The sequence below is a fragment of the Streptomyces sp. TRM68367 genome (assembly GCF_014495685.1).
Classification (GTDB): domain Bacteria; phylum Actinomycetota; class Actinomycetes; order Streptomycetales; family Streptomycetaceae; genus Streptomyces.
Genome location: NZ_JACTVI010000001.1, coordinates 145,350 through 160,194, shown reverse-complemented (window position 1 = coordinate 160,194; position 14,845 = coordinate 145,350). Strand labels below are relative to the sequence as shown.

The window sequence follows — 14,845 nt, the reverse complement described above, 5'->3', positions numbered from 1 at the left end:
GAGAGCGAGCGCACGTGACGGGGGCTATGGAAACGGGCACAGGGGCAACTCTCGGCGGATTGGGGCGCTTTCGATGACACCTACGCTCGTGCGGCAGCACCTGCCTCACGCGGGCCTTGCGCCCCGCGTGGACCCGCGGGCACGCGCGCGTGACTGGTCCGAGATCCAGGAGCGGATGCTGGTCCCCCTCTACGAGGCCGTCTACGAGCGACTGGAGGTGGACTCCGGCACGCGACTGCTGGGCCTCGGCTGCGGTTCCGGGCTCGCCCTGCTGATGGCGGCCGCCCGGGGCGCCGCGGTCACCGGCGTCGACTGTCACTGTCCGGAACACCTCGCGCTCGCGCGGGAGCGGCTGACGCAGGGCGCGTGGGACACGCGCGCGCGTCCCGGCACCCGGATCGTCGACGGGTCGCCCGGCGACGCCGCAGACCCGGACAGCCCCGCGTACACGGTCGTGACGGCCTTCGAGCCGATCGGGTGCCTCGCGGGCGACGCGGAGGGGCTCGCCGACCTGCTCGCTCAGGCCGCGCCGCTCGCCGAACGCGGGGCACCCGTGGTGCTGGCGGGCTGGGGTCCGCCCGAGCGCTGCGCCACCTCGTCCGTGCTGCGGGTCGCGGCCAAGCTGGCGGACCCGCTGCGAGGCACGGGGTGCTGGCGCCCGGCCCTGCGCGACGACCTGGAGGAGGTCGCCCAGCGCGCCGGCCTCAGGCCGGACGGCTCCGGCCGGGTGGCGTGCCCCTTCGGATACGCCGACGTGGACAGCGCGGTGCGCGGCCTGAAGTCGACGGGCCTGTTCGACGCGGCGATCACCGCGACGGACCACGACCAGGTCGACAAGGAGCTCACCGAGGCGCTGCACCCGTACCAGCGGCGGGACGGCGCGGTGTGGATGCCGAACATCTTCCGCTACCTGATCGCCCGGACTCCGTAGCTGCTGATGTACGACGCCGGGGGCGCCCCCGCGATGAGGGCGCCCCCGGCGTCGTACGAGCCGATTCCGCCGGCCCACGAACCGCTGCCGAACCGCCGGCCCGTGAACCTGCGCTGATCCGTCGGGTCAGCCCATGAACTTCTTGAACTCGTCCGGCAGCTCGAAGTCCTTGTCGCCCTGCTGCGGCAGCCCGAAGGCGCCGCCGCCCTGGGCGGCGGCCGCGCGGCGGGCGGCGGCCTCCTGCTCCTGCTGCTTGCGCTTCATCGGGTTGCCGGAGCGCTGCTTGCCCTTGGCCTGCTTCTGCTTCTTCTTCGCCCGGCCGGGACCGCCGCCCATGCCCGGCACCCCGGGCATCCCCGGCATGCCGCCGCCCTGAGCCATCCGGGACATCATCTTGCGGGCCTCGAAGAACCGCTCGACCAGGTTCTTGACCGCGCTGACGTCGACACCGGAACCGCGCGCGATACGGGCGCGACGCGAGCCGTTGATGATCGTCGGCTCCTGGCGCTCGGCCGGGGTCATCGACTTGATGATCGCGGCCGTGCGGTCGACGTCCCGCTCGTCGAGGTTGTTGATCTGGTCCTTGATCTGGCCCATGCCCGGCAGCATCCCGAGCAGCTTGGAGATGGAGCCCATCTTCCTGACCTGCTCCATCTGGGCCAGGAAGTCGTCCAGGGTGAAGTCCTGGCCCTTCTTGGACGCCAGCTTGGAGGCCATCTTCTCGGCCTCTTCCTGGCTGAACGTCTTCTCCGCCTGCTCGATCAGGGTGAGCAGGTCACCCATGTCGAGGATGCGGGAGGCCATCCGGTCCGGGTGGAAGGCGTCGAAGTCCTCGAGCTTCTCGCCGTTCGACGCGAACATGATCGGCTTGCCGGTGATCTGCCGGATCGACAGGGCGGCACCGCCGCGCGCGTCGCCGTCGAGCTTGGACAGCACCACGCCGTCGAAGCCTACGCCGTCGCGGAAGGCCTCGGCGGTGTTGACCGCGTCCTGACCGATCATCGCGTCGACGACGAACAGGATCTCGTCGGGGCTGACCGCGTCCCTGATGTCCGCGGCCTGCTGCATCATGTCCTGGTCGATACCGAGTCGGCCCGCGGTGTCCACGATCACGATGTCGTGGACCTTGGTGCGCGCGTACTCGATGGAGTCCTTGGCGACCTTGACCGGGTCGCCGACGCCGTTGCCCGGCTCCGGCGCGTAGATGCCGACGTCGGCGCGCTCGGCCACGACGCTGAGCTGGTTCACGGCGTTCGGCCGCTGGAGGTCACAGGCCACCAGCAGCGGGGAGTGGCCCTGCTCCTGGAGCCACTTGCCGAGCTTGCCCGCGAGGGTGGTCTTACCGGCACCCTGCAGACCCGCCAGCATGATCACGGTGGGCGGCTGCTTGGCGAAGCGCAGCCGTCGGGTCTCGCCGCCGAGGATGGTGACGAGTTCCTCGTTGACGATCTTCAGGACCTGCTGGGCGGGGTTCAGCGCCTTGGAGACCTCGGCGCCGAGCGACCTTTCCTTCACGCTCTTGATGAAGGACCGGACAACCGGCAGCGCCACGTCCGCTTCGAGGAGCGCGATGCGGATCTCGCGCGCCGTGGCGTCGATGTCCGCCTCGCTGAGGCGCCCCTTGCCGCGCAGGTTCTTGAAGGTCGCTGAGAGGCGATCGGAGAGAGTATCGAACACGGCGGCGTCGGTCCTCGGAGCTAGGGGACGTTTCGGGCTGCCCTCCAGGGTATCTGGCTCCGCAAGCAAATCGTCCCCGCCCGCTGGATCCAGCGGGCGGGGACCACGTGAGGACGCTGGGCGCGAACGCCGTAGACGCCGGACCAACCCACGCGTCAGCGGGGACCGCATCGGGTCAACGGTGGCAGGGCCACAAGGTCACGCCTACAGCGTCTCTTCCAGCTTCCGCGCCACCGAAGCCGCTTCCTCCCCGGGCAACGGGGCTCCCATGTGATTCGTCACGTAGAAGGCATCGACCGCGTTGGAACCCAGCGTGGACACATGCGCACTGCGCACCTGCACGCTCGCGTCCTCCAGTGCCCGGCCGATCCGGAACAGCAGCCCCGGCGCGTCCTGGGCGCGGACCTCGATGACCGTGGCGAGGCGGGAGGCGGCCGGGTGGACCGTGACCCGCGGCGGGGGTGCCACGACGCCCCGGCGCCGGGGATAGGCGGCGTCGCGCTCGGCGAGGCGGCCCGCGATGTCCAGGGAGCCGTCCAGGGCCCGTACGAGGTCCGCGCGCAGCCGGGCGGCCTGCGGGAGCGAGCCGTACTCGGCGGCGACCCGCCAGTCCAGCAGCAGGACGGAGCCCTCGACGCCGTCGGGCAGGTCCAACGTCCGCAGTTCGGCGGTGCGGACGGTCAGGCGGTGCATCGCCAGGACGCCGGCCACCGCGGGCAGCACGCGCTGCTGGTCCGGTACGGCGATGAGCAGCTCCACGCCGAGTGGCTCGGGGTCCCCGGATTCCTCCGCGGCCCCCTGGACGGGCTCGGTCTGCGCACGCAGTGCCAGCACCGGCCCGCCCGTCGCGACCGCCTCGATGGCGAGCCGTTCCTGCTCGGCGGTCGGCGCCGCTTCCTCCGGCTCGTCCGGGGCGTCCCCGGACAGCACCGCGGAGACCCGCTTGACGAGGTCGGCGACGAGGGAGCCGCGCCAGGACGACCAGGCGGCGGGCCCGGTGGCCAGGGCGTCGGCCTCGGTCAGGGCGTGCAGCAGCTCCAGGGTGCCCTGGGAGCCGACCGCCTCGGCGACCGAGCGGACGGTGGCCGGGTCCTCCAGGTCGCGCCGGGTGGCTGTCTCGATGAGCAGCAGGTGATGCCGTACGAGGGTGGCGATGACCGTCACGTCGTGGCGGTCGAAGCCGATGCGGGCGGCCACGTCCTTGGCGATGATCTCGCCGGCGACCGAGTGGTCGCCGGGCCAGCCCTTGCCGATGTCGTGCAGCAGCGCGGCGACCAGGAGGAGGTCGGGGCGGCTGACGCGGCGGGTGAACTCGGAGGCGCGGACCGCCGTCTCGATCAGGTGACGGTCGACGGTCCAGATGTGCACGGCGTTGCGCTGCGGCCGGCAGCGGACTCTCTCCCAGTCGGGCAGCAGCCGGGTGATGAGCCTCTCGGCCTCCAGGGCCTCCCAGACGTCCACCGTCGGGCGGCCGGAGCCGAGCAGGGTCACGAGCTGCTCGCGGGCCTCGGCGGGCCAGGGCGTGGGCAGAGGGCGTGCGGTGGCCGCCATGCGCCGTACGGCGTGCAGGGAGAGCGGGAGGCCGGCCTGCGCGGCGGCGGCCGCGGCGCGCAGCGGGAGCACGGGGTCGCGTTCGGGGCGTGCGGCGCGGGCGAGCACCACCTCGCCCTCCTGCTCCACGACGCCCTCGGCAAGCGGGGACCGTTCGGCGGTCGGCTTGCCGCCCCCGAGCATGGCGCGCAGCCGGGGCCGTACGGCGCGCGACCGCAGCACGCGCCCCACCTCGCGCCACGTGACGTCACTGGCGTACGAGATGACCCGGGCCGCCTCGTACACCTGCCGCAGCAGCGTGTCGGCGTCCAGCAGGCCGAGCTCCGCGGCCACCTGGTCCTGCTCCTGGAGCGCGAGCCGGTCGGTCGCGCGCCCGGTCGTCAGGTGCAGGGCGTCGCGTACGTCGAGCAGCCGGCGGCGGGCGTCGGCGAGGCCCTCGCGCGGCGCGTCGGCCAGCCAGGAGGCGGCGACGGCACGCAGGGCGGTGGCGTCGCGCAGGCCGCCGCGGGCCTCCTTCAGGTCGGGTTCCAGGAGGTACTGCAGCTCGCCCTGCCGCTCGGCGCGTTCGGCGCACATCTCCTGGAGTTCGGGGAGACGTTTCGGCGCCTGGTTGCGCCAGTCGGCGAGGACCGCCGTACGCAGTCCGGCGGTCAGGCCCAGGTCGCCCGCGATGTGGCGGGCGTCCAGCAGGCCCAGCTGGACCTTGAGGTCCTCGCCCGCGGTCTTCCGGGCCTCCGCCGGGGTCCGCACGGAGTGGTCGAGGGCGAGGCCCAAGTCCCAGACCGGGTACCAGAGGCGGTCGGCGAGCGCGGCCACGGCCTTGTTGTCGCTGCCGTCGTGCAGCAGGAGCAGGTCGAGGTCGCTGCGCGGGGACAGCTCGCCGCGGCCGTAGCCGCCGACGGCCACGAGGGAGGCGCCGCGCAGGCCGTCCGCACCCGCGGCGAAGAGCCCGGTCAGCCATTCGTCGGTGAGGTCGGCCAGGGCCGTACGGCGCGGCGGCCCGGACTGCGCCCCCTCCTGGAGGAGCCGCAGCCGGGCCGCCGCGTAGCCGCTGGGTCCCGAGTCCTCTGCATCTTTCCGTACGTCCGTACTCGTCACCCAACGACTCCTGTTCTGTTTGCCTTCTCCTCAGAGCGCGTCGGGGCCGCGCTCGCCGGTCCGGACCCGGACGGCCGTCTCGACCGGGATGGACCAGACCTTGCCGTCACCGATCTTGCCGGTACGGGCCGCCTTGACGACGACGTCGATCAGCTGCTCGGCGTCGTCGTCCTCGACCAGCACCTCGATGCGGATCTTGGGGACCAGGTCGACGGTGTACTCGGCACCGCGGTACACCTCGGTGTGGCCCCGCTGACGACCGTAGCCGCTCGCCTCGGTGACCGTCAGGCCGTGCACCCCGAAGGCCTGGAGGGCTTCCTTGATCTCGTCGAGCCGGTGCGGCTTGACGACGGCGGTGATGAGCTTCATGCGTCCACCTTCTTGCTGTCGGCTGGGGCTGCTGCGGCGGCCGGGGCGACGGACCGGGCGGTACCGCCGCCGGCACCGCTGAAGTCGTATGCGGTCTCGGCGTGCTCGGCCTGGTCGATGCCGGCGACCTCTTCGTCCTCGGAGACCCGCATACCGATGGTCTTGTCGAGGATGAAAGCGAGGATCGCGGAGACCACCAGCGAATAGGCGAGGACCGCGAAGACACCCGCGCACTGCTTCCAGAACTGGGTCATGCCGCCGCCGTAGAAGAGGCCCTCGACGTCGGACTGGCCCTTGCCGCTGGCGAAGAAGCCGATCAGCAGGGAGCCGACGACCCCGCCGACCAGGTGGACGCCGACGACGTCGAGCGAGTCATCGTAGCCGAACTTGTACTTCAGGCCGACGGCCATGGCGCACAGCACACCGGCGATGACACCGACGGCGATCGCGCCGAGCGGGGAGACCGCGCCACCCGACGGGGTGATGGCGACCAGACCGGCGACCGCGCCGGAGGCGGCGCCCAGCGTGGTGAACGTGCCGTGGCGGATCTTCTCGTAGGCGAGCCAGGCCAGCATGGCGGCGGCGGTGGCGATCTGCGTGTTGACGAACATCAGCGCGCCGACACCGTCGTCGTTGCCGAGCCACGAGCCGGCGTTGAAGCCGAACCAGCCGAACCACAGGAGGCCCGAGCCGAGCATGACCAGCGGGAGGCTGTGCGGGCGCATCGGGTCCTTCTTGAAGCCGACGCGCTTGCCGATGACCAGGATCACGCCGAGCGCGGCGGCACCGGCGTTGATGTGGACCGCCGTACCACCGGCGAAGTCGATCACACCCAGGTCGAAGGCCCAGCCGCCCTCGCCCCAGACCCAGTGGGCGACCGGGAAGTAGACGACCGTGGCCCACAGCGCGACGAACAGCGCCCACGCCGTGAACTTCACGCGGTCCGCGAGAGCACCGCTGATCAGAGCCGGCGTGATGATCGCGAACATCAGCTGGAAGACGAGGAAGACGAAGATCGGAATGTTGGAGGTTCCCCACAGCTCGGTCAGACCGATGTTGCTGAGGCCGACCCAGTCGGAGTTCCAGCCGATGACGTGGCCGGAGTCCGTTCCAAAGGCCATGGAGAAGCCGTACAGCACCCACAGGATGGTGACGATCCCCAGGCTGATGAAGCTCATCATCAGCATGTTCAGGGTGCTCTTGACGCGGACCATGCCTCCGTAGAAGAAGGCCAGGCCCGGGGTCATCAGCATCACCAGGGCGGAACAGATGAGCATGAAACCTGTGTTGGCGGGCGACAGCTCTACCTTGTCTGCCGCCATCATGATGGCAGGTGCCATCGGCGTCTCCTCGTCGTTGGTACGGCCCCGTGCGGGCGAAGCCTGAGCGGATTGATGGGGCGGGCCGGTTATGCGGCACGAGATTGGCGCAGCGCGGTTTCGGTCGTGGCCCCTCGATGTTTCGCCGCCGTGACGAAGGCACCGTGTGTGTTACACCTCGATGAACCGCGAGATGCTCGGCGATCGGATCGTTATCGTGGCGCAACCTTGATGGTTGTACCCGCGTCCCTGCCGTGGTCGCGCCAAGGTTCCGGCCGCGGGCAGCCTTCCGATGACCTGGCATGGGGGAGCCGAGTCGGGCAGTTCGGGAGGGCCGGCCGCGGCCGGGGTTCAGGGGGTTCCTCGGGCGGTCAGACCGCCTCGGCGGTCTCGGGCAGCTCGACGGCCAGCCGGTCGGTGAGGTCGCCGACCTCGGCGAGGTCGCCGAAGTCGCGGACGGCCGTGTCGACGGTCTTTCGGATACGAGTGTTGACCCGCTCGGAACGGACCTTCTTGGCGACCTGCATGGCCCGGGTGGCGAACCCCGCGCTCTCCTCGGGCTCGCGCTGGAGCAGGTGCACGGTGGCCATGCCGATCAGGTTCAGCGCATACGACCGCTGGTGCTCGCCGTCCTCGGCGAACAACTGCACCGCTCGCTGCATCAGGGGCTGGGCCAGGGAGGCGTAGGTGGGGCTGCGCCCGGCGACGTAGGCGAGGTCACGGAAGGAGTGGGAGTTCTCGCCGTGCAGCTCGGCCTCGTTGAAGAAGCGGATCCAGTCGGGGTCCGGCTCATCCCACTCGCCGGCCTCGGCGAAGATGTCCTCGGCCATCCGGACCGCCCGCTTGCACCTGCCGGGCTGCCCCATGTTGGCGTAGGCGCGGGCCTCCATCGCATACAGCATGGACTGGGTGCGCGGGCTCGCGCAGTCCCGGCTGCCGTACTGCGCGAGGTGGATCAGCTCCAGGGCGTCGTCGGGCCGGCCGAGGTGAATCATCTGGCGGCTCATGCTGGAGAGGATGTACGAGCCGAGCGGCCGGTCACCGGCCTCCTTGGCGGCGTGCAGGGCGAGCACGAAGTACTTCTGCGCGGAGGGCTGCAGCCCGACGTCGTACGACATCCAGCCGGCCAGTTCGGCGAGCTCGGCGGCGACCTTGAACAGCCGACGGGTGGTGGCCTCGGGCTGGGGCTCCTGGAGGAGGTCCGTCACCTCGTGCAGCTGGCCGACGACCGCCTTGCGGCGCAGGCCGCCGCCGCACTGGGCGTCCCACTGCCGGAACATCACGGTGGTCGTCTCCAGCAGATCCAGCTCCGGCTTGGAGAGCCGGCCCCGGGCGCGTCCGGAGAGGGCATGCTCGGACTCGGGCTCCGGCCGGGAAGCCGGGGGCGAGGGGACGAGCCAGCGCTGCATGGGCTCGACGAGGGACGGGCCCGCTGAGAGGCCCAGCGAGGTCCCGAGGAAACCGCGCCGCGCCAGCATCAGGTCGCTGCGCGAGAACTCGCTGAGCAGGGCCACGGTCTGCGGGCCCGTCCAGGGCAGGTCCACGCCGGTTGCGGACGGTGACTGGCGAGCGGTCCGCAGTCCCAGGTCCTCGACGGAGACCACGACGCCGAAGCGCTCGGAGAACAGCTCGGACAGGATCCTGGGGATCGGCTCGCGGGGGTTCTCGCCGTCCAGCCAGCGGCGTACGCGCGAGGTGTCCGTGGAGATGTGGTTGGCGCCCAACTGGCGTGCTCTGCGGTTTACCTGGCGCGCCAGCTCGCCCTTGGACCAGCCGCTGCGCACGAACCACGAGGCGAGCAGCTCGTTGGGGCGCTTGTCCGCACCCACAACGTTCGTACCGCCACCGCCGCTGCCGCTCACTGGAACGCCCCCATCCCTGAGACCACTTGTCGCTTGAGTGCGCCAAGCCCTATCAGAATGCCGGTAAATGCGGCCGTTCGTCCGGTGATTCTCACCCTTCGAACGGGAAGCCGACTTGCCTCCGGCATACCCACGCTTGCATGTGCCTCCAGCAGGACCCGTGCACACAAAGTAATCCCACGATCACGCGTCCAGGCGTGGGTTTACAGAATCGCCACCATTCGCCACCCCTTCGAATGAACTCACGGTGGCGCAAGCGCGATTCACTTGACACAGGACAGCCAGGAGCGGGCGGAGAGGTGCACGCCAGGGGCGCGCACCGCTGAGCACACCACCCGGGGCGCTCCAAGACGCCGTCTCCGAGCCGAGCGGCACGGGCACGGGAGTTGAGGACAGAGAGTCACGCACCGCGTCCGCTTCGTAACCACCGGTGGGCCGGACCCGTTGGAGGGGGCATGGGCTTCACGATCGGTATCAGCCGGGGCATGCGCGACATCCGGTCCGGTTCGCGCCGTCGCGGCCGCGCGTCGGACTGCACAGCCGCGGCCGAGTACACCGGGCTGTGGGGCTGGGACGTGGCGCCGGGCGCGCGGGCGAGCGCGGGCGCCTGTTCCTGCGGGCGCCGCGACTGCCGGGCACCGGGTGCGCATCCGCTGGACTTCGCGCCGGAGATCCCCGCCGGGGCGACGCTGGACGAGGTGACCGCCGCCTGGAGCGAGGTCCCGGGCGCCGCGCTGATGCTTCCGGTGGGGCGGGCGTTCGACGTGATCGAGGTGGCCGAGCCCGCCGGGCGGCTCGTGCTGGCCCGGCTGGAGCGCATGGGCCTGCCCCTCGGCCCGGTCACCGCGACACCGGAGGGCCGCGCCCACTTCTTCGTCGCCCCCGGCGCCGCCGCCGAGCTGCCGACGCTGCTGTACCGCATGGGCTGGGACGACCCGTCGGCCCTCGACCTGCGCGGCCTCGGCCCCGGCGCGTACATCACGGCTCCGCCGTCGGACCGGGGCGGACTGGGCCCGGTCAGCTGGCTGCGCTCCCCCGCCCTGGACACGGCGACCGAGCCACCGGCAGCGCGGTTGCTGCTGGGGACGCTGGCTTACGTGGCGCATCGGTCGCGGGCGTAGCCGGACACCGTCGTACACAGCGCAGCGCCCGCCCTCCAACTGCACCTTGGGGGGCGGGCGCTTCTTGAGCAGATACGACTCTTCGCCAGGGTTCACTCTCCGATAAGCGCGTCCACGAACGCCTCCGGCTCGAACGGCGCCAGATCATCCGCACCCTCACCGAGCCCGACCAGCTTCACCGGCACCCCCAGCTCGCGCTGCACGGCGACCACGATGCCGCCCTTGGCCGTGCCGTCCAGCTTGGTGAGCACGATGCCCGTGATGTCGACGACCTCCGCGAACACCCGGGCCTGCACGAGGCCGTTCTGCCCGGTCGTCGCGTCCAGCACGAGCAGCACCTCGTCCAGCGGGGCGTGCTTCTCCACCACCCGCTTGACCTTGCCGAGCTCGTCCATGAGGCCGGTCTTGGTGTGCAGGCGCCCGGCGGTGTCGATCAACACCACGTCGGAGCCCATCTCCTTGCCCTCCTTCACCGCGTCGAACGCGACGGAGGCCGGGTCGCCGCCCTCCGGTCCGCGCACGGTGTGCGCGCCGACCCGCTCGCCCCAGGTCTGCAACTGGTCGGCGGCGGCGGCCCGGAACGTGTCGGCGGCGCCGAGCACGACACTGCGCCCGTCGGCCACCAGGACGCGGGCGAGCTTGCCGGTGGTGGTGGTCTTGCCGGTGCCGTTGACGCCGACGACCATCACGATGCCCGGCTTGCTGGTCTCCGGCTCGGTCTTGACGGTGCGGTCCAGGTCGGCCCCGACCAGCTTGACCAGCTCCTCGCGCAGCAGGCCGCGCAGCTCCTCCGGGGTGCGCGTGCCGAGCACCTTCACGCGCTCGCGCAGCTGCTCGACCAGCTCCTGGGTGGGCTGCACGCCGACGTCGGCGGTGAGCAGGGTGTCCTCGATCTCCTCCCAGGTCTCCTCGTCGAGGTGCTCGCGCGAGAGCAGCGCGAGCAGGCCCTTGCCGAGGGCGTTCTGCGAGCGCGAGAGGCGGGCGCGCAGCCGGACCAGGCGGCCCGCGGTGGGCTCGGGAACCTCGATCTCGGTCGGCGGGAGCTCTTCGACGGGCGGTTCCTCGACGGCGACGGGAGCCGAGCCGTCGGGCAGGTCCACCTCCTCGATCGTTCTGCGCGGTTCCTCGCGCGGCGTCTCGGCCTCGTCGCCGACGTGCGGCTCGGCCGGTGGGGCGGTGATGTCGGGCGCGGCGGGCGGCGGCGGGGGCAGCTGCTTCTTGCGCCGGCTGCCGACGACGAGCCCGCCGAGTGCGCCGAGCACGACCACGGCGATGACTACAGCAAGGATGACGATTTCCATAACAGACCCAGTATGCGTGACCCCCCTGTCGGCCGTTCGCTGTACGCGCAGGGGCCCACAGGCCCCGCCGGGCCGGGCTGGCCCGCGGTCCGACCTCGCGTCGGATGGAAGCCCCACAGGGTGGAGCCACAACGCGTCCAGTATGTGAAGACATCTCGCGGCGGCGCGCCCGGCATAGCGCTGTCCCGGGCGGTGTTCGGGCAGCGCGGCAATCTGCTGCCCGGTTCGCTGATCTGGGTCGCACGCTGGGGCTGGGAGACGATCAACGCGGTGACCGGGGCCTATGCCCTGCCGGCCTTCGTCGCCGGTCCGCCGGCCCGGTGGCCGCGATGATCGCCGGCACCGGGCTGATCGCGGCCGGCGGCGTCAGCTGGATCCCGTCCGCGCCGGACTTCACCCGCCACCTGCCGCGTACGGCGTCCTCAAAGGCGATCGTGGGCACGACGGTCGGCGGCGCCGGTCTGGTCGTCCTGCCCATGGTCCCGATGGGCGCGGTGATGGCGGTCTCCACGTCGGACCTGGCCTCGGCGGCCGACCCGGTGTCCTTCCTCGGCGAGATCCTGCCGTCCGTGGCTCGCGGTGCCGCATCTACTGATCGCACTGATCGGCATGCTGCTGATCAACTCGATGTCGATGTACTCGGCGGGCTTCACCGCGCAGCCCCTCGGCTTCCGGCTCCCGCGGCACTGGGCGGTCTGCGTCCATGCCGCGTTCTCACCGACCCCCGGGAGGGTGACGTTGGTCGCGACCGCCGCAGAGGAACCAAGTCAGCGCGTCATGCTCCGATCGTTGGGCAAACCGGGCTGGTTCCAACCGGCTGGCGCTGATCGCGTACGACTTGACGCTCGCGGAGCGACCAAGCGGCGTGAGCCGGGAATCCTCCGCCGAAGCCTGCCTCGGTCACCCCGGCCGCAGCGGAAGAGGAACCGGAACCCCTGGCTGTCTGACGACCCGTCAGCTAACGTCCCCCTGCACATCCGTCGGTGAAGGGGGACGTTTCCCATGCCCGTCACGGTCGTACGCTTCAACCTCGTCGCACCCGGCGCCACCTCCGCCGCGCTCAGCGCCCGCTACCGAGCGACCCTGGAGATGGCCGCGTACGCCGACGACCGCGGGATCAGCACCGTGCAGACCGAGGAGCACCACGGCGCCGACAACAACTGGCTGCCGTCGCCGTTCGCCTTCGCGGGCGCGGTGTTCGGCGCGACCCGGCGCGTCGCGGTCACGGTGTCCGCGGCCATCGGCCCGCTGCACGACCCGCTGCGGCTGGCCGAGGACATGGCCGTGCTGGATCTGCTGAGCGGCGGCCGGCTGGTGACGGTGGCCGGGATCGGGTACCGGCCGGAGGAGTACGCGCGGCACGGCGTGGACTTCGAGCGGCGCGGGAAGCTCCAGGACGAGCTGCTGGAGACGCTGCTCAAGGCGTGGACGGGCGAGCCGTTCACGTACCGGGGCCGTACGGTACGGGTCACGCCGCGCCCGTACACCGACCCGCACCCGCTACTGCTGGTCGGCGGCTCCTCCAAGGCCGCCGCCCGCCGTGCCGCGCGCCTGGGCCTGCCGTTCTTCCCGAGCGCGCATCTGCCGGAGCTGGCGGCCTACTACAAGGAGCGGCTCGCCGAGTACGGCACCGAGGGCTGGGCCATGATGCCGGCCGCCGAGACGCCGCTGCTGCACATCGCCGAAGACCCGGACCGGGCGTGGGCCGAGTACGGCCGGCACTTCCTGCACGAGGCGCGGACGTACGCCTCCTGGCAGTCGGGCGGGGTGCGGTCGGCGGTGAAGTCGGGGGCCACGACGGTGGACGAGCTGCGCGCGGAAGGGGTGTACCGGATCCTCACGCCGGAGGAGTGCGTGTCCCTGGACCTGGACTCCTACGTGCTGCATCCGCTGTCGGGCGGGATGCCGGTGGACGAGGGGTGGCGGAGCCTGCATCTGTTCGGTGAGCGGGTGCTGCCCGCGCTCACGGCATGAGCGCGCCGCAGGAGACCGCCGCCCCGGCTCGGGCAGTGGCCGAACCGGGGCGGCGGTGGGTGTCGGGGAGAGGGCAGCGGGGACTTGGCCCTTCTCCCCGAGTTCATCGGGGTGTTCAGCCCATCTCCTCCAGCGCCTTGCCCTTCGTCTCCTTGACGAACTTCAGGACGAACGGCACGGACAGCGCGGCGAAGGCCGTGTAGATCACGTAGGTCGCGGACAGGTTCCAGTCGGACAGCGACGGGAAGCTCGCGGTGATGGCCCAGTTGGCGATCCACTGCGCGGCGGCGGCCACGCCCAGGGCGGCGGCGCGGATCCGGTTGGGGAACATCTCGCCGAGCATGACCCAGACGACCACGCCCCACGACAGGGCGAAGAAGAGGACGAACACGTGGGCCGCGATCAGGGCGACCCAGCCCTGGGTGGCCGGCAGCTTTCCGTCGACGAGGTGGTACGAGAACGCCCAGGCCTCCAGTGCGAGGCCGATGACCATGCCGACCGAGCCGATGATGGCCAGCGGGCGGCGGCCGATGCGGTCCACGAAGATCATCGCGATCACGGTGCCGAGGATGTTGATGATCGACGTGGTGAACGAGTAGAAGAACGAGTCCGTCGGGTCGACGCCGACCGACTGCCACAGCGTGGCGGAGTAGTAGAACGCCACGTTGATGCCGACGAACTGCTGGAAGACCGACAGGCCGATGCCGACCCAGACGATCGGCTTGAAGAAGAAGCTACCGCCGAGCAGGTCCTTGAAGGTGGACTTGTGCTCACTGTGCATGGCGTGCTCGATCTCGGTGACGCGGGCGTCGAGGTCGACGCCCTTGCCCTCGACCTCGGCGAGGATCTCGCGGGCCCGCTCGCGCTTGCCGACGGAGATCAGGAAGCGCGGGGACTCGGGTATGGCGAAGGAGAGCAGGCCGTACAGGACGGCCGGGACGACCATGACGCCGAGCATGACCTGCCAGGCCTCGAGGCCCATCAGCTTGCCGCGCTGGTCGCCGTCGGCGGCGTTCAGCAGGCCCCAGTTGACCAGCTGGGACACGGCGATGCCGACGACGATCGCGGCCTGCTGGAAGGAGCCGAGCCGGCCGCGGTAGGCGGGCGGGGCGACCTCGGCTATGTAGGCCGGGCCGATCACGGAGGCCATGCCGATGGCGAAGCCGCCGACGATCCGCCAGAAGGCGAGGTCGTACAGCGCGAAGGGCAGTGCGGAGCCGACGGCGCTGATCGTGAACAGGACCGCGGCGATCTGCATACAGCGGATCCGGCCAACGCGGTCGGCGATGCGGCCGGCGGTCGCGGCGCCGATGGCGCAGCCGACCAGGGCGATGGCGATGACCTGGGCCAGGGCCGCGGCGCCGATGTCGTAGCGGTCGCGGATGGCCTCGACGGCGCCGTTGATGACGGAGCTGTCGTAGCCGAAGAGGAAGCCGCCCATCGCGGCGGCGGCCGCGATGAAGATGACGTGCCCGAGATGATCGGGGTGAGCCGTTCTGGCTCCTGACTTGAGTGCCTGCTCTGCGCTGGTCACGTGTACTCCTCGGGCCGCGGGCAACGCTGCCGGGGTGGGGCGGGCCCTGTCAGGTGGGTGACACCTGAAGGTAAAAGCAACGTTGCACAGGCTATGACTTCAAGTTTC

General features: G+C 71.2%; 10 protein-coding genes and 1 pseudogene. 4 read left to right on the top strand and 7 right to left on the bottom strand.

The window, feature by feature from the left end; all coding sequences use genetic code 11:
* Window positions 1-73 precede the first annotated feature (73 nt).
* On the top strand, window positions 74-931 hold the full coding sequence (locus H8R17_RS00735) for an SAM-dependent methyltransferase (protein ID WP_187821107.1): 858 nt from the start codon (window positions 74-76) through the stop codon (window positions 929-931).
* Between the two features lie 126 nt (window positions 932-1,057).
* Here H8R17_RS00735 and ffh read toward each other — a convergent pair whose 3' ends face one another.
* The 5 genes from ffh to H8R17_RS00710 form a co-directional block, all read right to left on the bottom strand.
* Window positions 1,058-2,608 (bottom strand): signal recognition particle protein, encoded by a 1,551-nt coding sequence (gene ffh / locus H8R17_RS00730; protein ID WP_187821106.1) that lies wholly within the window; start codon window positions 2,606-2,608, stop codon window positions 1,058-1,060.
* Between the two features lie 204 nt (window positions 2,609-2,812).
* Window positions 2,813-5,257: a [protein-PII] uridylyltransferase gene (locus tag H8R17_RS00725; protein ID WP_187821105.1), complete on the bottom strand. Its 2,445-nt coding sequence runs from the start codon at window positions 5,255-5,257 to the stop codon at window positions 2,813-2,815.
* A 30-nt stretch (window positions 5,258-5,287) separates the two neighbouring features.
* A complete protein-coding gene (locus H8R17_RS00720) occupies window positions 5,288-5,626 on the bottom strand; it encodes a P-II family nitrogen regulator (protein WP_030231663.1) in 339 nt (112 codons plus the stop codon).
* The gene (locus H8R17_RS00715; RefSeq protein ID WP_187821104.1) at window positions 5,623-6,966 is read right to left on the bottom strand and encodes an ammonium transporter; all 1,344 of its coding nucleotides are present in this window, start codon (window positions 6,964-6,966) and stop codon (window positions 5,623-5,625) included. Before H8R17_RS00715 ends, H8R17_RS00720 begins: the two co-directional genes overlap by 4 nt.
* A gap of 350 nt (window positions 6,967-7,316) precedes the next feature.
* Complete coding sequence (locus H8R17_RS00710; RefSeq protein WP_187821103.1) at window positions 7,317-8,807, bottom strand: hypothetical protein; 1,491 nt, start codon at window positions 8,805-8,807, stop codon at window positions 7,317-7,319.
* A 455-nt stretch (window positions 8,808-9,262) separates the two neighbouring features.
* On the opposite strand from H8R17_RS00710, the gene H8R17_RS00705 reads away from it, so the two are divergent.
* Window positions 9,263-9,928, top strand: coding sequence for a bifunctional DNA primase/polymerase (locus H8R17_RS00705; protein ID WP_187821102.1), 666 nt, complete (start codon window positions 9,263-9,265; stop codon window positions 9,926-9,928).
* 92 nt (window positions 9,929-10,020) lie between these two features.
* Here H8R17_RS00705 and ftsY read toward each other — a convergent pair whose 3' ends face one another.
* On the bottom strand, window positions 10,021-11,229 hold the full coding sequence (gene ftsY, locus H8R17_RS00700; protein WP_187821101.1) for a signal recognition particle-docking protein FtsY: 1,209 nt from the start codon (window positions 11,227-11,229) through the stop codon (window positions 10,021-10,023).
* 156 nt (window positions 11,230-11,385) lie between these two features.
* On the opposite strand from ftsY, the pseudogene H8R17_RS00695 reads away from it, so the two are divergent.
* Window positions 11,386-12,066: pseudogene (locus H8R17_RS00695) on the top strand (cytosine permease); the annotation flags it as partial.
* Between the two features lie 165 nt (window positions 12,067-12,231).
* Complete coding sequence (locus tag H8R17_RS00690; RefSeq protein ID WP_187821100.1) at window positions 12,232-13,203, top strand: LLM class flavin-dependent oxidoreductase; 972 nt, start codon at window positions 12,232-12,234, stop codon at window positions 13,201-13,203.
* A 115-nt stretch (window positions 13,204-13,318) separates the two neighbouring features.
* Here H8R17_RS00690 and H8R17_RS00685 read toward each other — a convergent pair whose 3' ends face one another.
* The gene (locus H8R17_RS00685; protein WP_187821099.1) at window positions 13,319-14,737 is read right to left on the bottom strand and encodes a sugar porter family MFS transporter; all 1,419 of its coding nucleotides are present in this window, start codon (window positions 14,735-14,737) and stop codon (window positions 13,319-13,321) included.
* Window positions 14,738-14,845: the final 108 nt, after the last annotated feature.

Coding starts and splice junctions, on each gene's coding strand:
- H8R17_RS00715 (WP_187821104.1), bottom strand. CDS start 6,966: ATGGCACCTGCCATCATGATGGCGGCAGACAAGGTAGAGCTGTCGCCC.
- H8R17_RS00735 (WP_187821107.1), top strand. CDS start 74: ATGACACCTACGCTCGTGCGGCAGCACCTGCCTCACGCGGGCCTTGCG.
- ftsY (WP_187821101.1), bottom strand. CDS start 11,229: ATGGAAATCGTCATCCTTGCTGTAGTCATCGCCGTGGTCGTGCTCGGC.
- H8R17_RS00720 (WP_030231663.1), bottom strand. CDS start 5,626: ATGAAGCTCATCACCGCCGTCGTCAAGCCGCACCGGCTCGACGAGATC.
- H8R17_RS00690 (WP_187821100.1), top strand. CDS start 12,232: ATGCCCGTCACGGTCGTACGCTTCAACCTCGTCGCACCCGGCGCCACC.
- H8R17_RS00705 (WP_187821102.1), top strand. CDS start 9,263: ATGGGCTTCACGATCGGTATCAGCCGGGGCATGCGCGACATCCGGTCC.